Source organism: Enterococcus sp. BWB1-3 (assembly GCF_016745275.1).
In the GTDB taxonomy this organism is placed as follows: Bacteria; Bacillota; Bacilli; order Lactobacillales; family Enterococcaceae; genus Enterococcus_L.
Map to the genome: position 1 here is coordinate 169,027 of NZ_JADOEP010000002.1, position 22,319 is coordinate 191,345.

General features: G+C 38.1%; 18 protein-coding genes. 6 read left to right on the top strand and 12 right to left on the bottom strand.

Annotated features, from left to right (window positions below; all coding sequences use genetic code 11):
• Nucleotides 1–243: 243 nt before the first annotated feature.
• From IW492_RS02345 to IW492_RS02385, 9 genes are all read right to left on the bottom strand, one after another.
• Nucleotides 244–1,728 carry a response regulator transcription factor gene (locus IW492_RS02345; RefSeq protein WP_236671758.1) on the bottom strand — a complete coding sequence of 495 codons (1,485 nt, stop codon included), beginning with the start codon at nt 1,726–1,728 and terminating at the stop codon, nt 244–246.
• Nucleotides 1,728–3,464: a sensor histidine kinase gene (locus IW492_RS02350; protein WP_202064746.1), complete on the bottom strand. Its 1,737-nt coding sequence runs from the start codon at nt 3,462–3,464 to the stop codon at nt 1,728–1,730. The genes IW492_RS02345 and IW492_RS02350 overlap by 1 nt, the downstream gene beginning before the upstream one ends.
• Nucleotides 3,454–4,068, bottom strand: a complete 615-nt coding sequence (locus IW492_RS02355; RefSeq protein WP_202064748.1) for a YesL family protein — start codon at nt 4,066–4,068, stop codon at nt 3,454–3,456. The genes IW492_RS02350 and IW492_RS02355 overlap by 11 nt, the downstream gene beginning before the upstream one ends.
• Nucleotides 4,069–4,220: 152 nt before the next feature.
• Nucleotides 4,221–5,681 (bottom strand): ABC transporter substrate-binding protein, encoded by a 1,461-nt coding sequence (locus tag IW492_RS02360; protein ID WP_202064752.1) that lies wholly within the window; start codon nt 5,679–5,681, stop codon nt 4,221–4,223.
• A gap of 21 nt (nt 5,682–5,702) precedes the next feature.
• The gene (locus tag IW492_RS02365; RefSeq protein WP_202064753.1) at nt 5,703–6,626 is read right to left on the bottom strand and encodes a carbohydrate ABC transporter permease; all 924 of its coding nucleotides are present in this window, start codon (nt 6,624–6,626) and stop codon (nt 5,703–5,705) included.
• A gap of 13 nt (nt 6,627–6,639) precedes the next feature.
• On the bottom strand, nt 6,640–7,599 hold the full coding sequence (locus IW492_RS02370; RefSeq protein WP_202065048.1) for an ABC transporter permease: 960 nt from the start codon (nt 7,597–7,599) through the stop codon (nt 6,640–6,642).
• Between the two features lie 662 nt (nt 7,600–8,261).
• Nucleotides 8,262–9,119: an ROK family protein gene (locus IW492_RS02375; protein ID WP_202064754.1), complete on the bottom strand. Its 858-nt coding sequence runs from the start codon at nt 9,117–9,119 to the stop codon at nt 8,262–8,264.
• On the bottom strand, nt 9,119–11,800 hold the full coding sequence (locus IW492_RS02380) for an alpha-mannosidase (RefSeq protein WP_202064755.1): 2,682 nt from the start codon (nt 11,798–11,800) through the stop codon (nt 9,119–9,121). Before IW492_RS02380 ends, IW492_RS02375 begins: the two co-directional genes overlap by 1 nt.
• Nucleotides 11,801–11,828: 28 nt before the next feature.
• Nucleotides 11,829–13,118 carry a glycoside hydrolase family 125 protein gene (locus IW492_RS02385; RefSeq protein ID WP_202064757.1) on the bottom strand — a complete coding sequence of 430 codons (1,290 nt, stop codon included), beginning with the start codon at nt 13,116–13,118 and terminating at the stop codon, nt 11,829–11,831.
• Nucleotides 13,119–13,280: 162 nt separating this feature from the next.
• Between IW492_RS02385 and IW492_RS02390 the strand changes: the two genes are divergently transcribed.
• From IW492_RS02390 to IW492_RS02405, 4 genes are all read left to right on the top strand, one after another.
• Nucleotides 13,281–14,309, top strand: coding sequence for a LacI family DNA-binding transcriptional regulator (locus IW492_RS02390; protein WP_202064766.1), 1,029 nt, complete (start codon nt 13,281–13,283; stop codon nt 14,307–14,309).
• A gap of 15 nt (nt 14,310–14,324) precedes the next feature.
• Entirely contained in the window at nt 14,325–16,463 is a 2,139-nt protein-coding gene (locus tag IW492_RS02395) for a GH92 family glycosyl hydrolase (RefSeq protein WP_202064776.1), read from the top strand.
• 378 nt (nt 16,464–16,841) lie between these two features.
• Nucleotides 16,842–17,015, top strand: a complete 174-nt coding sequence (locus IW492_RS02400) for a type II toxin-antitoxin system HicA family toxin (RefSeq protein ID WP_202064777.1) — start codon at nt 16,842–16,844, stop codon at nt 17,013–17,015.
• A gap of 57 nt (nt 17,016–17,072) precedes the next feature.
• On the top strand, nt 17,073–17,474 hold the full coding sequence (locus IW492_RS02405; RefSeq protein WP_202064778.1) for a type II toxin-antitoxin system HicB family antitoxin: 402 nt from the start codon (nt 17,073–17,075) through the stop codon (nt 17,472–17,474).
• Between the two features lie 471 nt (nt 17,475–17,945).
• Here IW492_RS02405 and IW492_RS02410 read toward each other — a convergent pair whose 3' ends face one another.
• The 3 genes from IW492_RS02410 to groES all read right to left on the bottom strand — a co-directional run bounded on the left by IW492_RS02410 (nt 17,946) and on the right by groES (nt 21,152).
• Nucleotides 17,946–18,806: a hypothetical protein gene (locus IW492_RS02410; RefSeq protein ID WP_202064779.1), complete on the bottom strand. Its 861-nt coding sequence runs from the start codon at nt 18,804–18,806 to the stop codon at nt 17,946–17,948.
• 382 nt (nt 18,807–19,188) lie between these two features.
• Nucleotides 19,189–20,817: a chaperonin GroEL gene (gene groL, locus IW492_RS02415; protein ID WP_202064780.1), complete on the bottom strand. Its 1,629-nt coding sequence runs from the start codon at nt 20,815–20,817 to the stop codon at nt 19,189–19,191.
• A gap of 50 nt (nt 20,818–20,867) precedes the next feature.
• Nucleotides 20,868–21,152 carry a co-chaperone GroES gene (gene groES / locus IW492_RS02420; protein WP_202064781.1) on the bottom strand — a complete coding sequence of 95 codons (285 nt, stop codon included), beginning with the start codon at nt 21,150–21,152 and terminating at the stop codon, nt 20,868–20,870.
• Nucleotides 21,153–21,392: 240 nt separating this feature from the next.
• Between groES and IW492_RS02425 the strand changes: the two genes are divergently transcribed.
• Both IW492_RS02425 and IW492_RS02430 read left to right on the top strand, forming a co-directional pair.
• Nucleotides 21,393–21,569 (top strand): hypothetical protein, encoded by a 177-nt coding sequence (locus tag IW492_RS02425; protein WP_202064783.1) that lies wholly within the window; start codon nt 21,393–21,395, stop codon nt 21,567–21,569.
• Between the two features lie 71 nt (nt 21,570–21,640).
• On the top strand, nt 21,641–22,306 hold the full coding sequence (locus tag IW492_RS02430) for a CPBP family intramembrane glutamic endopeptidase (protein WP_202064785.1): 666 nt from the start codon (nt 21,641–21,643) through the stop codon (nt 22,304–22,306).
• The last annotated feature ends 13 nt before the right edge of the window (nt 22,307–22,319 follow it).

Consider the following 22,319-nt stretch of genomic DNA (forward strand, 5'->3'; position numbering starts at 1 on the left):
TTATGCGACGAGTAATCGCAGGAGCAAGCTTTTTATGCGACGAGTAATCGCAGGAGCAAGCTTTTTATGCGACGAGTAATCGCAGGAGCAAGCTTTTTATGCGACGAGTAATCGCAGGAGCAAATAAGTAGCACGATCTAGTTTTGTCCCTCAAGGTTAACTTTGAGAAGAACCTCAATAAGCGATCGACCTACAAGCTCTTCTGTCCTCTTTAATTTGACAAATCAGATAATCAAAATAAACTTATAAAGAATCATACTCTTCTCTGTACTTATCCCGAAATTCTTTGGGCGTAAGTCCATTCAGTTTTTTGAACAATTTTGAAAAATAATTCGTATTATTGTAGCCGATGGATTCAGAAATTTCATTAATCGTCTGCTGCGTGTGGAGCAACAAGTGTTGAGCTCTTTTAATACGAACCAAATTCAAATACTGGTTAAAGCTCAGCTCCGTTTCCTTTTTGAACAGCTGACCTAAATAAACTACACTTAGATGGAGGGTCTCTGCAGCAGATTTCAATGAGAGCTCCTTTGTATACAACTCATTAATGATCTCAATCGCGTGTTGAACTGTTTCTGAGTAGCGTTTACGGCTTTTTTGATCTCTTGTTTTAATTAAAATCGTATCAAAAAGCTGGCGCAGATCCATTATCGTATTACCTGTTCTAATTTCAGCAATTACCTGTTCGTAGTCATCGGATGAGAGAGCCGGCGATTGTCGATAAATATCTGTAAACAGCAGAAAAGAAATGTACTTTACCTGCTCCGGATCTGCTTGAGCCGACAACAGCTGCTCAAAAATCTTATCCAGCTCCTGGTGTATCGTTTTACGATCTCCAATCGTCAATGCTTCATTAAATGAAAGAAAAGGCAGCTCTGCTTCTTTATTTAATGTATCCGCTTTTAAAACTTTTTTATGTGGAAGAAGGTCAGGATAAAATGCCTGCAGAGATTGAATCTGTTTAATTTTTTCAAAGCTTTTATACAGGTTTTCCCAAGCTTCGATTGTTTCACTGATAATCATCTGCCAATTTGCTCCAGTAAATTGCTGTTCAATCATTCGAACACTCAACAGCAGCTTTTGACGACTTCCATTGTAGATTACAATTAGCTGATCCTCGTTAAATCTGCCATAAATGGTCATTGGCTGCCCAATATCCATAAAGTAGTCAGCCACTGCTTTGAGTACATCTGCCGGACCATTAAACAAGAGTATTGTATAAGGCGGTTCAACAGTACTTGGGAACTGCCTAAGCAATCCTTGAAATTCCCCCTCATTTAATTCATCATTCAGCCAAAGAATTAACCCTGTTTCCCGGTACAGCTCCTTTTGTTCCTTCTGCAGTTGTCGGTTCTCCAATTCTGAACGAATCTCAAGAACACTCTTCTTCAACTCTTCTTTATTTACAGGTTTCACCAGATAATTCTTTACCCCAAGCTGCATCCCTTTTTTAACAAAATCAAATTCCTCATATCCGGATAAAATAATTGTAAAAAAATCCTTTGTTTTTAACTGTGTTTGTTTGACAAGTTCAATGCCGCTCATATCCGGCATATTGATATCTGTAATCAGCAGATCAATTTCGTGATCTTTTAAATAATTCAATGCTTCATCAGAGCTTTTAGCGGTCTTAACTACTTCAAATCCAAGTTCCGACCAATTGAGAATCATCTTTAGCCCTTCAAGAATCATATATTCATCATCCACAAACATCAGCTTATACTTCATCACGTTTCCAATACCTCCCTATCTAACACAATACTTATTTTAACCCCTTCCCAAGGTACGGAATCAATCTGTATCTGATACTTTTCACCATAGAAACCTCTCAATCGCTCATGAACATTCTTCAACCCAATAGAATTTTGAAGATCTACTTCCTGATCTGTCATTCTTTCTAAAATCATGCTCAATTCTTCATTGTCAATTCCTTTTCCATTATCAGCTATCTGTATATAAATTTTCCCCTTCATAGAAAATGCTTTAATACTGATTGCATTATCATTTCTGCTGTAATCGATGCCATGGACAAAATAATTTTCAACAAGCGGCTGAATAACAAACTTAGGAATTTTCAAAGTCTTAAGATTTTCTTCGATCGTCACAACATAAGCAATTTTATCTGGATAACGCATCTGATACAAATAAACATATTTTTCACAGAAGTCCAATTCATTCTGCAATGTTGTCGTTTTTTCTTGTGTCGTGTTGTTCCGCAGCAAGGCTGAAAACGCATAAACAACATCAGCCAGCTCCTCTTGTTGGCGACTAAGAGCATACATCCGAATATATTCCAGCGTATTATACAGAAAATGAGGATTAATTTGAGACTGTAACGCACGCATATGTGCATCCCGCTGTTTAATTTCCAATGTGTAGATATCTTCAATGTAGTCATTAATACTCACAGTCATCTGATTGATTGCTTCCGCAATTTCTTTAAGTTCCTGTTGGACTTCTGTTGTGTCAATTTGTTCTTTAAAATTCCCCTGACTGACTTTTTTCGTAGCTTCCACAATATTTCGTACTTGAGAGGAATAACGTTTAAATGTGCGGTTTAACACTAAAAGCAATAAGGCAATAATCAGAATACCAAAAAAGAAAATCATTCCAGCAAAAGCGAAAATCTCCTTCCATATTCTTTGTTTGCTTAAAAGTATTAAAATCGTCCGGTCCTCCCTGCTGCTGACTGCCTTCACATAGTAATTCTTTTTCAAAAAATTCAGCGGTACTCTCCTGCCCTGCTGCATCTGCTCGTCGAGTGCAGTCAGCTGCTGTTCATTCATTTGTGTATTATTCTCGTATAGACGCTGCCCGCTGCTTGAATAGATGAAGCTGCTGATTCCTCTCTGTCGATTCTCCTCACTCTGACTGCCCAGAACCATCGAATCATCGAATGCAATAAACAGCTGACCAACAACCTGAGTCAGATTGCCGGGATTATAAATGGATCGAATCAGATACAGACTTTCATCCATAATTATTTGATTCCCCTGAAATTCTGTTCCCTGAGGCCGTTCCCTGTCAGCTTTTAGATAATATTCACTTTCTTCAAGCCGAATGGCAAGCTCGCTGATTTCCCCATAAGTATTAAATATTCTGGAAAGGGTATTGGGAATATAAATATTTTCTCCTGTTGTCCGATAGATTTCATTTGTATAGTCAAAATATTCAGCTGGGGTTAAATTCAAATAGTTTCTCACTGATTCAAACTGCCGATCTGAATTCGTAAATTCACCAAGTACTTCTGTCATCAACCGACTTTTTTCCTGCGTATAGCTATCCAGCTGCAGTCCCGTATTCTCAACTGACTGCCAGCTACTGTGGAATTGTTCAATTCCAGTATACAAGCTGAGTGTCAGCATAATAAAGATAGAAACAAGAATCAGCAAAATACTATAGAGCTGCATCAACTGATTAATCAGGAAATCCTTTTTAAAAAAATCAGCAATTTTAGTTTTCATATGTTAACTTTCCATCGATCCATTCACGATTTTTTTTACTGGCAAATGACATCCATAGAATAATAAGACTAAAACTCCCAAATAATATAAGTCCTTTCATACTCAATGTAAACAGAATAATCCCTGTAAGCCCGACAATAATTTTTAAAAAGACAGTGAAATTTAAAAAAATACTGATAAAAGACAGCTTGAAAAGATTGATAAAACTCAGCTCATAGGTTGACTCATTCATTAATACATATAGATAACCTACAGTCAGCAAAAGAACTGCAAACAGCAAAATAAAGTCAATTATCATCCAAATCAGTCCTTGCAGGCTGCTGGAGAGATAAAGGTTATAAAAAATAACTATCTGTATACTGAAAAACAAGTAAAAATATAGATTACCTTTGATAAAATTCACTTTCCAGCGCTCAAATGCAAGTTTCCAGGTTGTCTCCCTATAGCCCAGTTCATTTATCTGAACCAAATCACTGATTGTTTGAAAAGCAGGACCAATACCTAAAAAAAGCCCGCCAAGAAGTGTAAATGTAATAAAAATAAAATTAAGTTTCACAATAGCCCAAATCATTGAAAAGCCTTTTTCCAGTCCTGAACTGACCATGTAATTCCGCCCTTTCCTCGTTTCCCTTTGTTATTATAACGATACTGAAGCAAGGAACATTGCTCCTGTTTATGTAAGTGAACACAGGATAAATCACTCATACCTCATAGATTTATCCTGCGTTCGATATTCATTTAAAAAAATAGATGGAGCTATTTATTTGTTTTACGAAATTCATCAAATTGCTGCTGCATTTCTTCACAAACTTTGTCCCAGCCAGCTGTTTTCAAGTCCTCTAAAAGCTTTGGTATATTCACTTCCGGATCAATTGTACCAGTCGCCAAGCTGGATTTGTAGCGATTCATTACATTGGCAATATTTGTAATTTCTGTTTTCACAGCATCTGTCTTGAAATTGAAGCCCAGAATTGGTGAAGATTCTGAATCAGCTATATTTTCATCGCGCTCTTTGATCATTTCATCTGTAATAGTATCCTGTGTATAAAGAATCAGGTTATTTCCAGTGTTCCAGGCTGCCATATGGTTATTGGGCTGATAGCCGTCCAGCAGTTTGATTTTGTTGTCTTCTCCTTCAATTTTCTCCCAAGCTTCTCCCTCAACTCCGTAAACCAGTCCATTTAAAAGTTCTGGATCGCTATTTAACAGCCCAAGAAATTCCATTGCTTTTTCTTTATTTTTAGAGACATTGGAAATGACAAAATTCGCCATTTGAGCCTGTGCTGTTGATTTTAACGAAATTGTAATTGGTCGTGAAACCAACTCCTGTCCTGCTGCATTCGTTAATATTGTATCACCGTAATCCATCGGTCCTTGTGTTTCCTCACGCATAAACCATGTATTTCCTTCCAAAGGAAAGCCGGTTGTATTAGTCGCCGCATCTGCAGGGATCAACCCATCTGTGTACCATTGATGCATCAATTTAAAGTTTTCCATCTGTTCCTTATCTGCGTACTGATTAACAATTTTCGTTGTATCGCCATCAAGTTTTACTGCAAATGGATATTCTTTTCCAATAATATAATCGAAGTTTCCAGATAGTTCAAATGTTTGACCAATCGCAAAGGCAGGAATTCCCGGTTCATTTTTATGGAAGATTTTCAATACTTCCTCAGCATCTGCATACGAATGAACGGAGCTGATATCAATGTCGTATTTATCCAAATATTGTTTGTTAAATGTCAGCATTTGCTGTGCATAGATGTTCCCGTTAACTGGAAAAGCATACAATTTTCCATCTATTGAATTTCCTTTAATATAGGCTTCATCCAATTGTTCATAAGCTTCTTTTGCATATTCAGGCGCCAATTCTGTTAAATCAGTATACGCACCTTTTTGAGCGTTAGCTACATAATCAGAGGCAAAAGAAAGATCATAATTTTCACCTGAAGCGATAATTGTACTCATTTTCTGATTCCAATCTCCCCAGCTGATATATTGCAAATCAATCTTCGCACTAATTTTCTCCTCGATACGCTTATTTGCAATCTCCATCAGCTGATCATAGTTATCGGGTTTATCCCCCACCTGATACATCAGCAAAGTTGTCACACCATCTGCTTCTCCTGAAGCGTTATCATTTGAACCACAAGCTGCCAGCCCTACTGTTAAAGCTGTTGCTCCTGCAATTACAGCTGCTTTTTTCCACTTATTCATTTCTATTCCTCCTATATATTTTTATTCCTTCACACCGCCGATTGTTAAGCCGCCGACAAAATATCGCTGAAAGAACGGATAGGTAACTGCAATCGGTAATGTTGAAACAACAACAATGGCCATCCTGGCCGATTCACTTGGCAGAGCTGCCAGCCCTCCCTGAACCTGAGCAGCCATTCCTGTGCTTTTTGCCAGATAATCAAGATTATTTTGAATGCGCATTAACAACGCCTGTAAAGGAATCAGAGAATCCTTTTGAACATACAGCAAAGCATTAAACCAATCATTCCAATAGCCCAAGGCAGCAAACAAACTAATCGTTGCAATACCAGGTACAGCTAGCGGCAAAACAATAGAAACAAAAATTTTTATTTCACTTGCGCCATCAATCCTTGCCGATTCAATAATACTGTCCGGTACTGTTTTTTTAAAGAAGGTCCTCATTACAAGAATATTAAAAGGACCTAAAGCCAGCGGCAGAATCAGTGCCCATATCGTATCCTTCAATTGCAGAAGATTTGTCATAACCAAATAATTCGCTACCATTCCCGGTGAAAACAACATCGTAATTAATGCAACCAATGTGAAAAAACGTCGAAATGGAAAATTTGACCTTGAAATGGCATAGGCATACAACGAAGTCATTGTTGCATTAACGAATGTTCCAAAAACTGTTACGAAAACGGTTACACCGAAAGCCTGAAAGATCTTACTGCTCATCTGCCCACTGAACAGGTAAGTATAGGCTGCTGTAGAAAATTCTCCTGGCCAGAAGCGGTATCCATTTTCTGCCAATGAAGTTTCACTTGTCAACGAAATAACAATAACAAAGAAAAACGGCAGAATACAGGAAATTGCAAAAAGCGCAATGACTATGCTGAAAATCAAGTTGACCGTTGAATTAAAGGAACGAACTTCAACTTGTTGTACTTTTTTTTTCTTCATATTAAAGTCCCCCTTAAAATAAGGCTGAATCCGGTTCAAGTTTTCGAACAACAAAATTCGCTGCCAGCAACAGACAGGCACCTACCACAGATTGATATAAACCAGCAGCAGCAGTCATCCCAAGGTCCCCTGTAGCAGTCAGTCCGTTAAAGATGTACGTATCCAAAACAGCAGTCACCTGATACAAAGCACCGGAGTTTTTCGGTACTTGAAAGAACAGACCAAAATCTGCTCGAAAGATTCCTCCAATATTCATAATCAGCAGAACAGATATCATTGGAATTAGTTGAGGAATCGTCACATTTTTAATTTGCTGCCATTTGCTGGCACCGTCCACCATTGCTGCTTCATAATAGGTCGGATCAATTCCCATGACAGAAGCGTAGTAAATAATACTGTTATAGCCAAGACTTTTCCAGACATTCAGTACGACGAAAATCAGCGGCCACCACTTTGGATCAGCATACCAGTTAATTCCGTCTCCACCTGCATTTGTAATCCATTGATTTAAAATTCCTTTATCAGGACTCAAAAATGCATAGACAAAGTATGAAATGACAACCCAAGAGAGAAAGTACGGCAATAAAGACATAGTATGATAGACTTTCACTGCTTTCTTATTTCGGAGTTCACTCATAATAATCGCAAATGCAATCGCAAAAAACAGATTGAATGCCAAAAACACAATATTGTAAAGCAGTGTATTCCTTGTAATCAGCCAGGCATCACTGGATGCAAATAAGAATTTGAAATTTTCAAATCCAACCCACGGACTATTTCTCAAACTTGCAAGAAAACCATCCGGCGAAATATGGAAATCTTTAAATGCTACAATATTTGCGAGCACTGGTATGTAGAAAAAGAATATAAACCAGATGAAACCCGGCAAAGCCATTAAAATAAGTGCTTTAAATTGCCAGATTTGCTGCCAGATGCTCTTTTTTCTTTTATTCATTTCTTTCGCTCCTTTCATTAGTAAGGATAACGCTTTCAACAAAAGAACTTAAGAAACAAACTATAGGTCTTTCGAAACAAATTAAAGATGTTGTTCAAACTTATCTGCCGAACTATTTAGTAGTATAAGTCATCTAGTAAGAGAGTACGTGAAGCTCTGATGGGATAAATTGTCAGAATTTATTCCATATACAAGGAGACAACTGAATGTAAAACAACTGAGAATAGGACAGAAATAAAGTTCTGAACTCTCCTCGTATCTCCCCCCAATAAACGGCGGGACAAAAGGAGCTCCTTCGGAATTAAGCCAAACAATCAGAGCTCCAGATCCTTCACCGAGTAGGTGACAGGACTTCATCTACTCTGCTAAAACAATCCTAGTGAAGCCTGTCAACTCTCGTATGTTTCATACGTAGAAGTTGATGTGATCGCAGCGAAGTGTATCCATTCACAGCTATTCATTCTATGAATAGTGTTCCTTAACAATTTTCGGATATTCCTTCTTAATTCTCGGAGCTGATCGCTTTTGTCACAACCTCAACTAAATACAGAGGCATACAAAGTCTGGACCATCGTTTATTCAGTTTTAAGGAATAAGACTTACTAATATCACACTCCCAGCCATCTTCTAAAAATACAAGTAAAAAAGCTTTATATATATTTCTGCTGCCTGCCTATTTTCTAAACTGCTTCCTTTGCCAGAAGCAGACAGCCGATAATCCCACTCTCGTTAGCAAGCTGCCAGCGAACAATATATTCATTTACTTCAGGAGTATCCATATATCCTGCCATCTGTTCAATGAACTGTCTACGTATCTTGTGAAGCAAATGCCCCTGATTCATGACGCCTCCGCCTAAAATGATTTTCTCTGGCGCCAGTGTTAACGTGTAATTCATCAATGCCTGTGCAATATAGTAGGCCTGAAGTTCCCATGCCGGATGTGCTTCCGGCAGATTTTCGCCTTTCGTCCCTGTTCTGGTTTCAAGAGAAGGACCTGCCGCCAATCCCTCCAAACAATCCCGATGGTACGGACAAGTGCCTTCATAACGGTCTGAGTCAGCACGCCTGATTCTGATATGCCCCATTTCCGGATGTCCAAGCCCTTGAAAGATCGTTTCGTCAATCACAACACCGGCTCCAATACCTGTTCCTACAGTCAGATAGATACAGCTCTTTTTACCTTTGGCTGCTCCTCTTTTCATTTCCCCGTAAGCAGCAGCATTCACATCTGTTGTCCAGGCAAAAGGAATGGAATAGCGACTCTTTAAATTCCCTAAAAGATCAAAGGCTGTCCAACCTTTTTTTGGAGTTGCCAGAATATAACCATAATTATCTTTATCCGGATTAATACCGATTGGACCAAATGAGCCTACTCCCATAGAGCACAAAGAATACTGATCAAAAAAGGCATAAATCCGTTCCAACGTTTCTTCCGGAAGGGTCGTAGGAATCTCCAAGCGGTCAATAATCGTCAATGCTTCATCTCCAACGGCACAAACCATTTTAGTTCCTCCGGCTTCAATTGCTCCATAATACATTAGTCAGCCTCCCCAAAGCCAATCGTACGAATTTCACAGGGCTTCAATTGATTAGAATATTTCTGTTTCTGGTCTTCTTCCAGCAGATTCAACAGAAAAAGCTGTTCTTTATCTTTTTTGATTGTCAAATCAGCATGTTTATCAGATAGATTATACCCTCGAAGAACTAGCCGATTCTTTTCTTTACTGCGTTTTAAAGCTGTTACTGCAAACGTATCTCCTTCAACTATCAGATATTGATTGCAGCCAGGCAAGCTTCCTATTTGTCTGGGAAGCTGTTTTGTACTGAAAGGAATCTGCAGACTGTGAGCATGTCGATAGGTCTGGTAACGCTGATCAGGTCTTCCATGAAATTCAATTGCATAAGTAAATGTATGCTGCCCTATACATTGTGCTTCCGGAGTTGGAAACCAGCCCCAGTCGCCCAGCTCTCCTGTACATCGAAGCAGTGTCAGCGCAATAGTATCTTCAATAATTTCATATTCATTCAAACCGATATTGGATACGGTTACACCAAAATATGAATCGTGAAGGTTTACAAATGCATGCTGATGCTGAGGGTTCGCAGGGTTTTCCCAATGGCTGGATACCTTGTTGGGTCGTACAACTGCTTCATAAATACTGTCAGCTTCATGTGTTTCAGCTTTTATCCCTGTCGGAAAAAGAACACGCAGACGATGATCTTTCGCTTGATTGTCAATCGTTGTTTCGAATCCTACATGTTTATTTACACGATCAATTGTAATCAGCGTCTCAATAGTAAATGGCACCATCTCCTTTGAACGTTGTGCCTTTCGGTATCGAAAATCAACAACAGCTTTCTGTTCCTCTTCCAATAATTCATCTGCTGATTTGGGAATTCTCAATGTTTGAGTCAGACAAATTTTTCCGCAGATATCAGAATTTTCCATTATTTTAATGTTATGAGTAAAATTTGTTGAAAGAATTGCCTGATCTCCTTCAGGCTGCTTAAAAATATACTCATTGGCAATATCTCCCACATCTTCAAAGACCAGCAGGTTTTCCACTGTTTTTCCTGTTCCTTTATCAGTGATTGCTATACTGCCGTCTGCAGCAACTTCAACCTTTACCTGTTCGTTTTCCAATATCCTGCCATTTGCATGAACCAGTTTTACTTTTTCATTTTCTTTTTTTCCTTCTACAAGTGCCAATGTTTCCCATGAAAATTCTGCCATCTCAGAGGTCTCGACACTCACTGTCACAAAACGTTTCATAAAAGGGATACGAAACGCATCTTTTGGAAGTTCATAATCAAATAGAACTTCTTCAGTGGTAATGGAGGCATTCACTGTGTCGCCAAATTGATTTATCACATAGTAGTCTCTGGAAGGCTGATTTTTTAACATGCTGTATAACTGTACCGGCAAACCTTCTTTAAATGTTTTTCGCTCCAGCTCAATTTCCACCACCGCAATCCCTGCTCTTTTCTGACCAGATGTATTGAAAATAACAAAGGGTCTGCTGTTTTCCGGAAATCCAGAGGTATCCATTGCTTCTACCAAACTGGCTGCTGCTTCCTCTGCGAGATACTTTCCAACCTCATTCGCTTTTTGAAATCTCATCATCATTTCACGGTGCACCTCATCAAGAGAACAGCCGCAGATACTATCATGAGGATGATTCTGCATTAGTGTCTTCCATGCATAATCCAAAGTATCATGATCGTATTTCCCGGTCAGCTCATATGCCATAGCAGCTAAAGGCTCACTAATATTTTCGAGTTGTCTTGATACTTGTGTATTCCATTGCTTGAGATAAACTCTGGAAGAAGCTGTATTCGCCAACGTAAACCAGCCATCTGTCTCCTGACTTGTCAATTCCCCAGTGACAGTTCCCAAGTCTTCTGGCAACTCTTTTTGTACTTCTTTCAAATATTCTGTAAAACCAGCATGAATAAATTCATAATCCGGAAAAAGTCTGTTCGCTGTGTGAATTGCTTTTGTAATATCCTTTTGAACAGGCTGATGATCAACTCCATTCATCATAAGATAATGTCTGGTTGAGCCGAATCTTTCAACTTCTGCCAGCTTTTGCTCCCAAAAAATTTTTGCTTCTTCTTCATTCACTGGTATTTCATTACCGTTTGAATACCAGTTGGCAAATAATAAACCAAAGATTCTGCTTCCATCCGGTCCTTCCCAAAACATTTCAGAGTACTGAGATGTAAAATGATCATCTGACAAAACCTCATTATCAAACCCGATTGGCTTTACGCCTCGACCAAAAGCCGCACTTTTCAGCCCAGCCTGAAGCATCATCTGCGGCGTCTGTCCCATATTTCCAAAAGTGTCTGGAAAATAGCCCAAAGCAACTGGTGTACCCCACTTTTTACTTTCTTCCATGCCAATCAGCATATTTCTGGTATTCGATTCAGAACTAATTAAAAAGTCATCCTGAAGAATATAAAAAGGACCAATCTGTAGTTTTCCTTCAGCAATTGCCCGCTGAACGGCTGCCCTTTTTTCCGGACGTACCTGCAGATAATCATCCAAAATAATTGTTTGACCATCCAAATGAAAACTTTTAAACTCAGGATCTGTTTCAAACAGCTCCAGCAAATCATCCATCAGCTCAATTAAACGCATGTGGTGCTGCTCGTATGGCAGATACCATTCCCGGTCCCAGTGACTGTGTGATACAATATATACTTTTTTCTTCATTCCCATCTTTCCTTCCAAAGGTTATCCATTATTTTTCAACTCGGATATCAAAATAATCCATCACTAACTCACAAAACATCATATTTGCCCAAGAAAACCATTCTCTTGTATACTGATTCGGATCATTCACATCAAAGCCTTCATGCATGAGGTGCGTTCCGGCATCGGTTGCTGTCAACAAATTAAGGATACGCTCCTTTTCCTTTTTATCCGAAACAGTCATACCTTCCATTGCCAGCGCAATAGGCCAGACATAATTTTCCGGTGTATGAGAGCTGCCAATTCCTTTGGCAAAAGCTCCTTCATAGTAATAAGGATTTTCTTTACTTAACAATGTTCGACGAGTCGCCTGGTAAGCCTCATCTTCCTCAGAAAGATACCCCAAATAAGGAGCAGCAATCAGATTAGGAACATTACTGTCATCCATAACTGTCGCATTTCCTTTTCCATCCACCTCATAGGCAAAAACCTTTTCTCCTGCCTGATTCCTTGTGATTCCGTAAATAGTAATTCCCCGCTGAATCTCCTCTTTCAATATTTTTGCCTGTTCAACAACTTTTTTATCCTTCAGTACCGAGCTGAATAGTTCTTCCAGATACCCCAAAATAACCACTGCAAACATATTGGAAGGTACCAGATAGCCGTACTTGCAAGCATCATCACTTGGTCTGAAACCGGACCAGGTCATACCTGTTGGAAAAATCTCTGCACCTCTGCCGCTATTGATCAGCGTATCTTCAGTTCTTGACGTGTCACGTGTAAAGCGATAAGGGGAATTTGCATGATTTTGTTCGGTACGAAATACATGCAGGATTTTTTTAATTCCTTCGACAAATTCTTGATTAAATTGATCTGTACGTCCGGTATTTTTAAAAAGCAGGTATGCCAGCTGAACCGGATAGCAAAGTGAATCAATTTCATATTTACGCTCCCATACCCAGTCATTCATCTCCGTATGGTCAGTTTGATGGCCGGCACCATCTGCACTTTCATTAAAAGCATTTGCATAAGGATCAATATTGATACATTGAAACTGTTTTTTTACTAAACCGCTAATCATATCTGCTAACTCTTCATCTTCTTTCGCAATCACTAGATAAGGTCTTACTTGTGCAGTAGAATCACGCAGCCACATCGCCGGAATATCTCCTGTTAATAAAAAGGTCGTACCATCTTCATGTCTCTTTACGGTAGTTAAAAGTGTATCGGCAAATGCAGCATTAAAATTTTCTGCCCAATCCTTATGCTCTTCTCCGCATTTTTCTGTAATCTCCTTCATGAATTTCTCCACCGAACTTGGTATGCTTTTATATACCATTTACTATTCACTCCTCGTTTATTGATATATCATTTAGATGTACTCAGTATAGCCGTATTTTCTATGTATGTCTATCTTTTTTTTAATTAAAAAGGTTTTCAATTATCCAGTGATATGTTATCATCAAAATATGATATATCAAATCAAGAGGTGTAATCGATTATGAAACAACCCTTATACAAACTTATTTATGGAGATCTCCGAAAATTGATTGAAACCGGAAGTCTGGCTCCGGAAAGTAAGGTTCCTACCGAAATGGAACTTTCTGAAAAATATCAGGTAAGCCGTATTACATCAAAACGAGCGTTAACAGAGCTTGAAAACGAAGGATACATTTATCGGGAGCAAGGACGAGGCAGCTTTGTAAAAAATCGGAAAAGTAAAACAGAACAAACAGGAAAAATTCTTTTTATTTTGCCTTTTGCCAACGATCTGTCTTTAGGTAATTTCAATGAAGGCATTTATCCAGTTATCCAAAAGCATGGCTTCGAATTACTGATGACGCCTTCTGATTATTTGGAACAACACACTGCGCAAATGATTATTAAGGAATTTGACGGACTGATTTACTACGCAGTCAATACTGAAACACAGCTCGACCTCCTTTTTGAGCTGTCTGTACTAGAGTTTCCAGTTGTTACATTAGACAAGAAACTATACGACTTTTCATTCCCAGCGGTACTGTCAGATAATTTTCAAGGCGGGCAATTGGCTGCTGGTCATTTAATCGAAAGTGGTCATCAAAGAATTGGCTATATTTTTGGAGAAATACATCATCCTCAAACTGTCCGACAACGCTATTTAGGTTATGTTGATGCATTAAACAAAAAGGATCTGACTTTTCGAACAAAGTTAAATGACACTGAAGCGGCGATCTCAACTGCGGTAGAGTACATTCGTTCCAATCAGCTGACTGCAGCTGTCTGTGAAAATGATTTAATCGCTATTGAACTCATGAGGCAGCTTAAGCAGGCGGACTATCAAATTCCGGCAGATTTTTCTGTTATTGGCTTTGATGATATTCAGGCAGCTTCTCTAGTTGAACCGCCGCTAACAACTGTGGCACAGGATTTCGCTGAATTGGGTCAGCTGGCCGGTTCTAAAATTGTTGCTCTTATACAGAATCAAACAACTCCTGATGAGAAGGTTCCAGTAAAGCTTATTTTACGGCAATCCACTATTAACGAATAAGGAGCTTAGTACAGCATGAAAATTTCAACAATCGATACAAGGCATGGAACAGACAATCAATACAGCTTTTCTCACGGTAATTGCCTGCCCTATACAGGTGTTCCTTTTGGTATGAATTTTTTCGCACCACAGACAACTGACCAAAAAGGGAGCTGGTGGTTTCATCCAGATGACCGTATTTTTCAAGGATTCCGTATTACCCATCAGCCCAGTCCCTGGATGGGCGATTTCAGCCATCTGATTCTGCTCCCCATAAGTGGTGAGCTTAGTGAAAATAATCTATTCCATGCTCAAAGCTCTTATCGTCCGGAAGACAGCACATTCAATCCTGCTTGTTTGGAAATCACAAGCAGCCGTTATCAGATTCATTCTCAGCTGATTCCCAGCATGTATGGCGCATTGCTCTCTTTATCCGGCATCCAAGAGCATGGCGGACTAGCTCTTTCTCTGCCTGGCCGTTATAAAATAAAAAAAATAGATAAAACGACTGTTTCCGGAGAAATCATTAATTTTTCCGGATGTGAAGATAAGAATTTCACTTTTTACTTTATCCTCCGCTTTGAAGATGACCTGACGATAATTGAAGGTCCGACTGAGGGTAAAGACGGCTTCGTTATTCTTAGATTTGGTGATGCCGCTGAGCAAACAATCCAACTCGCCGCCTCTTTTATTTCTGCGGAGCAGGCTCAACTGAATTTATCACGAGAAGAAGACTTGTCAAAAGTAGATTTCCTTTCCCGAGCCCAATCTGCATGGGAAGATTACTTAAATAGGATAGAAATTACTCATCATGACCAGAAACAGGTATCTGCTTTTTATCATGCGCTGTATCGAACATTTCTATTCCCCCAAACCTTTTATGAATTAAATGAAAAAGAACTGCCTGTCCACTATGACACATTTAATCAAACCATTCGAGAAGGTGTCTTTTATACAAATAATGGATTTTGGGATACGTTTCGAACCGTGTATCCTTTATATTCCTTAATTGCTTCAGACAAGTACGGTGAAATGCTGGAAGGCTTTTTAAACAGCTATAAAGAAACAGGTTTTCTGCCTAAATGGCTTTCTCCTGATGAGCGCGGAATGATGCCGGGCACACTGATTGATGCAGTCATTGCTGATGCAGCGATTAAAGGAATTCGTCCGGATTTGATGCCTGCCTTTTTGCAGGCAATGAAAAAAGCAGCGACAGATCAAAGTAATCACGAAAACTATGGTCGTCACGGGACAAACGATTATTTATCCTATGGCTATGTTCCAAGCACGTATCACGAATCTGTTAATCACACACTGGATTATTGCTACAGTGATTTTTGTATACATCAAGTGGCCTCCCTACTTGGAGATCCAGATGCTGCAGATTATAGAAAACAGGCAAAAAATTATACTCATTTATTTGATAGTGAAACTGGATTTATGCGTGCAAAAGATGTAGACGGTCAATTTCGTGAAGCTTTTGACTCTCATTGTTGGGGAACAGACTACGCTGAAGGGAGTGCCTGGCAAAATAGCTTTGCTGTTTATCATGATTTTGCGGGTTTAATCGATAAATATGGCGGTAAAGAACACTTTGAGAAGAAGCTGATTGCGCTTTGTAATCAAAAGCCTTTGTATAAAACAGGAGGCTACGGCTTCGAAATTCATGAAATGAGTGAGATGGCGGCAATAGAGTTCGGACAGGTAGCACTATCAAATCAGCCAAGCTTCCACCTTCCTTATTTATTCAATTACCTGGGCAAGCCTGAAATGGCACAGCCTATGATCAAACAACTAATGAGCCAATGCTTCAGCAGCACTGCTCAGGGGTATCCAGGAGATGAGGATAATGGCAGCATGTCTTGCTGGTTCATCTTCAGTTCTCTAGGCTTCTATCCTGTTACTGCCGGCAGTGGAGAATATGTCATCGGTATCCCTTTATTTGATAAAGCTGAAATCCAACTATCAAGCGGCAATACACTTACTATTACAAGTACTCCTAATCAGATTCAGCAGCAGTTTGTTCATGAAGTGAAACGAAATAATGTCAGCCACCCTTCACTGTTCTTTGTACACAGTGATTTAGAAAAGGGCGGTTCTATCGATTATCATTTGGGTATCGTGCCTAATCCAAAAAAATATACAGAAGAACAATTACCTTTTAGCCTTGGATAAATACAGAAACAGCTGGGAAAGAAAAGTTTCCCAGCTGTTTCTGTATTTCAATTTATGATTCTAAAAAAGACTACGGACAAGCACCCCTTCCAGGTCCCAGTCCGTAATCTTCCACTCATACTGCATTGTATTTTCTATTTCAGCCTATTACATCATGCCGCTCATCAGTCCGAGCTTAATATGACAGGGGTCACTAGCTTAAAAGACCATGAAATAAGGGATTCTAGCTATTAAATTTCATTTTAAGAATCCCGCTGGTAGGGACTAGCAGAAAAGTTTTGCCCTATAAATGATCAAAATAAGTTCAAGATGATTCATAAAACCCATTGAATGACACGTGTTTATCACGTATAATAATATGTACAAAGGAGGCTTGGAATGAAAACTAGGGACCTAGTAAAGCTATTCAAGAATAACGGTTGGTGGTTCTTGAGACACGGAAGCAATCATGACATCTACACCAACGGTAAAAAAACAGAAGAAATTGTTCGACATCGTGAAACAAATGAAAGACTGGCAAAAGCATTAATCAGGAAGTACGGACTCAAATAAGCCCCTCTGCTTCATTGTAAATTATACAATAATAAACAAAAGAAAGGAAAATATATTATGACAAATAAATTTGTATATCCAGTTATATTAAACTATGAAAAAGATAAATCCGGTTATGATTATTTTGTATCTATTCCAGATTTTGAAGGGTTCACACAAGGCAAAGATGTGGCCGATGCTATTTCTATGGCACGGGACTATATCGGAAATATGTTAATCGAATTTGAAAAAGAAGGGAAACCATTCCCTGAATCAAATGCTACTAAATATGACTTAAAAGAAAACGATATGGAAACCTTAGTGGATATTGATTTGACTCGTTTCAAAGCTCAATCTAAAAACGTTGTAGTGAAAAAAACTCTTTCTATTCCAAAATATTTGAATGAATTAGGCAACGAAGCTGGAATAAATTTCTCCGCAACTCTTACTGAAGCATTGAAAGAAAAACTAGGCGTATAAAAAAAGGAAGGTCCGGCATCACGCTGGTCCTTCTTTTTATTTTTTACAACCAAGTACATACAATGCTAACACACTTTACCTTTTTCGAAAAATATGTAAATAAAAAGACCATCTCAGACAAGATGATCAAATAAAAAGAAACGTTACTCAAATAAGCAACAATGAAAAAATAAAAAGTTATTGGTTAACTTCATATATACTTGACTGCCGTTCCGGAATTGAACAGAACCTAGGAATAGTTGCAGGTTTAATTACAAATAATCTTTACATTTACTTAAAACAAAAGTTTTCATAAGTCTGGCTCTCCTTTTCCCATGCACAAATAAATAACAGCACAAAAAGCACTCCATCCACGAAATTTCCCAGACACAGCGCTAAAATATTGCTTATTCAATTTATTCCCACATACGATTTTAGTTGTCTCACTTAATATTTAGAGCCCCAAGTAGGCAATGGGCTAGTTAATTAAAATTAGTTTTCTTGCTCATTTTTACTTTTGATTTCTTTAATAATAAATCTAAGGAAATTTTTTGCATTGTTTTCAGTCTTTTGCTTTAAATACATGTTTAGAACAATCAAACCTACTATAACAGCTGTAGAAAGAACAAAAATAATAATTATTATCCCCACATTTTTTGTCTCTTCATTAACATAATAATCAATTCCATTTTTTAAAGCAGCTAAAATAGAAGCGATAAAAGTAACACTTAAAATACTCTCAATTATTTTTTCTTTGTATATTTTACTTGAGTTTTCAAATTTTATAAATCTGTCAATCGAAACTAAGTACTCTTTAGTCGCTTCGTCAAGCAAATCTACAATTTCAATCACAGAACCAAGAAAATATTTTTCAACACTAGGTACTTTAAACTTTTTGCTATCTGATCTGCTCTCTTCTATAATTATACCCCCAGTCTCTTTAAAATACTCTTTCACTTTCTCATTTTGAGATAGTGATTTTACTACCAAGGTCGCACTCCCCACATCGTTATTGCTGACCCATTTAAATAACCCTGAATACATGTTGGTTAATTTGGTAATAGAATTCTCTGCAGAAATATCTACTATTATTATAATTATAGAAATAGCTAAAAGAATTGCTGACAAAAACATAAGAATTCCAAAAACCAGGATAAATTTTGTTGCAAACATTTTTTTGTCGATACCGTAAATAAGAGCACTAAAAAATAATGCATTGAAACAAAAAAGAATTACTCCAAAAGCTAACCTAAAAGCTCTAAAGTTAAAAATCCACCTAATTAGCTTAGAAATCAACCTTATAATCTTACCTATAATAGGTATCAATAAAATTTTGTCCCATACTTGCCTCATATATTACTCCTTTATTTCTTACTTTATATGAATGATACACCATGTCTTACCTATCATAAACAAGAAATCACTTTTAGGTTGATAGAATATTAATTTTTTTGCTTTTCAATCGCTTCCTGTAAGTATCTTTTTTTGAAAATATCTATCCAGTTATCATAATATGTATTTTTCCTTTTAGATCATCTAATCGAGTAATCCCACCTTTGGCTGCTAAAGCATCCATGGTTCTTTTAGCCGATTGTTGTAATTCCGGATTGGTTAACCTTATTTCCCGCTTACATAATCTTTTTTAGAAAGTTTTGCCCCTTTTCTGCCCCTTTTAGTTAAAAATAGCTAATTCTGAAAAAAAGAACCCTGATTTCTCAAGGTTCTTAGAGGTTGCTTACATCATGCCGCCCATTCCCATTGAAGGGTCCATAGCCGGTGCTGCTGCTCCGGCAGGTTCAGGCTTGTCTGCAACAACTGCTTCAGTTGTCAGCAGTAATGCTGCTACAGAAGCTGCGTTTTGCAATGCAGAACGAGTTACTTTTGTTGGATCAACGATTCCGGCTTCCACCATGTTTACCCATTCACCATTTGCTGCATTGAATCCTGTTCCCAATTCGATATTTTTCAGTTTGTCTACAATAACAGAACCTTCATAACCAGCATTTTCTGCAATTTGGCGAATTGGTTCTTCCAATGCACGAATAACGATTTTCACACCTGTTGCTATGTCACCTTCAACTTCTACTTCAGAAACTTTTCCGATCACATTCACCAGTGCAGTACCACCACCTGATACCATACCTTCTTCAACAGCTGCACGAGTTGCATTCAATGCGTCTTCGATTCGCAATTTCAATTCTTTCAATTCTGTTTCAGTAGCAGCGCCGACTTTAACAACAGCTACACCACCGGCTAATTTAGCTAAACGTTCTTGTAGTTTTTCACGATCAAAATCAGAAGTAGTATCACCGATTTGGTTTTTAATCAATTGAACGCGTGCTTCAATCGCTTCTTTCCCTCCGGCACCTTCTACGATAGTTGTATTGTCTTTATCAACAACGACTTTACTTGCATTACCAAGATTTTCAATGGTTGTATCTTTTAATTCAAGTCCCAGTTCTTCTGTGATCACTGTTCCGCCAGTTAATACTGCAATATCTTCAAGCATTGCTTTACGACGATCGCCAAAGCCTGGTGCTTTTACTGCAACAACATTAAATGTTCCGCGAATTTTGTTCAATACCAATGTTGGCAATGCTTCGCCATCCACATCGTCAGCAATAATCAGCAACGGACGAGATTGCTGTAAAATTTGTTCCAGCAATGGCAGAATATCCTGAATATTGGAGATTTTCTTGTCAGTAATCAGAATGTAAGGATTTTCCAAAACAGCTTCCATCTTGTCGTTGTCAGTTACCATGTATTGAGATAAATAGCCGCGATCAAACTGCATTCCTTCAACAACGTCCAGCTCTGTTTCAATTCCTTTTGATTCTTCAATTGTGATAACTCCGTCGTTGCCGACTTTTTCCATTGCATCAGCAATCAGCTGACCCACTTTTTCATCACCTGAAGAAACCGCAGCAACCTGTGCAATTGCTTCTTTTGAATCAACCACCGTTGAAATATTGTGCAGTTCTTCTACTGCAGTTTTTGTTGCCAACTCAATACCGCGGCGAATCCCTAAAGGATTAGCTCCCGCAGTTACATTTTTCAACCCTTCACGAACAATTGCCTGAGTTAATACTGTGGCAGTTGTTGTTCCGTCACCAGCAATATCATTTGTTTTAGAAGCAACTTCTGAAACCAGCTTTGCTCCCATGTTTTCAAAATGATCTTCCAGCTCGATTTCTTTTGCAATCGTCACACCATCATTTGTGATCAGTGGAGAACCGAAAGATTTTTCCAAAACTACATTACGACCTTTAGGCCCTAAAGTCACTTTCACTGTATCTGCTAAAATATCAACACCGCGAAGCATTGCCGCACGGGCATCTTCTGAAAATTTAATTTCTTTTGCCATGATTTTCCCACCTTATTTTATTTTTTTAATACTATCTTCTACTTAAAAATTTACTCTACAACTGCGATAATATCTTTTCCGGAAACGATTAAATACTCTTTTCCTTCATATTTAACTTCTGTTCCAGAATACTTTTCAAACATTACGGTATCGCCTTCTTTAACTTCTGCAGGAACTTTTGTACCGTTATCAAGAATACGGCCTTCACCAACTGCGATAACAGTTCCAGTCTGTGGCTTTTCTTTTGCAGCTGAAGCTAAAACGATGCCTCCCACTGTTTTTTCTTCTTCTTCCGCGACTTCAAGAATGACGCGATCGCCTAATGGTTTTAACACAATAAATCCCTCCATAATAATAATTTTACATACATTAGCACTCTTGATAATCGAGTGCTAACTCACACTATTTATAATACTCATTTCTCTTCTGCTTTGCAAGTCTTTTGAACAGAAAATTTTACCTTTCTTATCTAATTATCTCTTTTGTTATCTTTCAATTAAACTTTTCAGCAGCTTCATGATAAACTAGAAGAAGAAAAGTATCCTTAATAAAATAAAGAAAAAGGAGTTCATGCTATGAGACAGCGTATAATACAAACTGCTCTTTTAACAATTATTTATCTACTCGTTGCAAATATCGGAAACATTTTCTTTAGAGTAGACAGAACCATCAATTGGACGACCACTTTATGGGAAGCTTTATTTTTTGCGATATTCATTTTTCTATTTCTTGGCTATCGTGACAAAAAATAGAAGAACCTCTTTACCAAAGATTACTTTTGTATGATATACTCTTACTAATTGTTAAATAAGGGAGGATCTTCATGGCTAAAAAGAAAACCAGTATCACTATCACTTTGCTCTATTTCGTTATTTTTCTCTCACCGCTGGCATTGGCTGGTGCTTCTCAGCAAATCGTCATTTTATGGTCGACATTTGCGTATGTTCTGGGCGCTGCTGCAATGATTTTTCTTTATTTTAGAAATCATTCAAAAATAGAAATTGAGCAGGAAGGGAAATTAACTTCACCCGTATTTATTTTACTTCTGGGAATTAGCGGAATATTTATTGCATTAATTCTTCAAGCACTCATTATGGGGATACAAATGGCAATCACAAACACTCAGCCCAGCTCGGAAAATACAGAAAGCATCATCTCTGTTATTGTAGAAAATAAACTGTTTATCCTTGCTACGGCCATTGGCGGTCCTATTATGGAAGAATTTGTCTTTCGCCGTTCATTGATTGACTTGTTTACATTTCCTAAAACAGGATTTTGGCTTGCTGCTGTGATCAGCTCTATACTGTTTTCCGTGATTCATATGGATGGAAATTATTTTGTTTATTTCTTCCTTGGTTTATTTTTTACCATCCTTTATAAAATGACCGGAAAAATTTGGACTTCCGTTATTGCACATTGCGGAATGAATACATTAGTCATTATTCTACAGCTCATTGTTCATTATGGATTGCTGGACCTCCCACAATGATTTGAGAGCTGTT

Bases quoted from the DNA above. Each gene is read 5' to 3' on its own strand.
- IW492_RS02345 (WP_236671758.1), bottom strand. From the start codon at position 1,728: ATGAAGTATAAGCTGATGTTTGTGGATGATGAATATATGATTCTTGAA.
- IW492_RS02350 (WP_202064746.1), bottom strand. From the start codon at position 3,464: ATGAAAACTAAAATTGCTGATTTTTTTAAAAAGGATTTCCTGATTAAT.
- IW492_RS02355 (WP_202064748.1), bottom strand. From the start codon at position 4,068: ATGGTCAGTTCAGGACTGGAAAAAGGCTTTTCAATGATTTGGGCTATT.
- IW492_RS02360 (WP_202064752.1), bottom strand. From the start codon at position 5,681: ATGAATAAGTGGAAAAAAGCAGCTGTAATTGCAGGAGCAACAGCTTTA.
- IW492_RS02365 (WP_202064753.1), bottom strand. From the start codon at position 6,626: ATGAAGAAAAAAAAAGTACAACAAGTTGAAGTTCGTTCCTTTAATTCA.
- IW492_RS02370 (WP_202065048.1), bottom strand. From the start codon at position 7,599: ATGAAAGGAGCGAAAGAAATGAATAAAAGAAAAAAGAGCATCTGGCAG.
- IW492_RS02375 (WP_202064754.1), bottom strand. From the start codon at position 9,119: ATGTATTATGGAGCAATTGAAGCCGGAGGAACTAAAATGGTTTGTGCC.
- IW492_RS02380 (WP_202064755.1), bottom strand. From the start codon at position 11,800: ATGAAGAAAAAAGTATATATTGTATCACACAGTCACTGGGACCGGGAA.
- IW492_RS02385 (WP_202064757.1), bottom strand. From the start codon at position 13,118: ATGGTATATAAAAGCATACCAAGTTCGGTGGAGAAATTCATGAAGGAG.
- IW492_RS02390 (WP_202064766.1), top strand. From the start codon at position 13,281: ATGAAACAACCCTTATACAAACTTATTTATGGAGATCTCCGAAAATTG.
- IW492_RS02395 (WP_202064776.1), top strand. From the start codon at position 14,325: ATGAAAATTTCAACAATCGATACAAGGCATGGAACAGACAATCAATAC.
- IW492_RS02400 (WP_202064777.1), top strand. From the start codon at position 16,842: ATGAAAACTAGGGACCTAGTAAAGCTATTCAAGAATAACGGTTGGTGG.
- IW492_RS02405 (WP_202064778.1), top strand. From the start codon at position 17,073: ATGACAAATAAATTTGTATATCCAGTTATATTAAACTATGAAAAAGAT.
- IW492_RS02410 (WP_202064779.1), bottom strand. From the start codon at position 18,806: ATGAGGCAAGTATGGGACAAAATTTTATTGATACCTATTATAGGTAAG.
- groL (WP_202064780.1), bottom strand. From the start codon at position 20,817: ATGGCAAAAGAAATTAAATTTTCAGAAGATGCCCGTGCGGCAATGCTT.
- IW492_RS02425 (WP_202064783.1), top strand. From the start codon at position 21,393: ATGAGACAGCGTATAATACAAACTGCTCTTTTAACAATTATTTATCTA.
- IW492_RS02430 (WP_202064785.1), top strand. From the start codon at position 21,641: ATGGCTAAAAAGAAAACCAGTATCACTATCACTTTGCTCTATTTCGTT.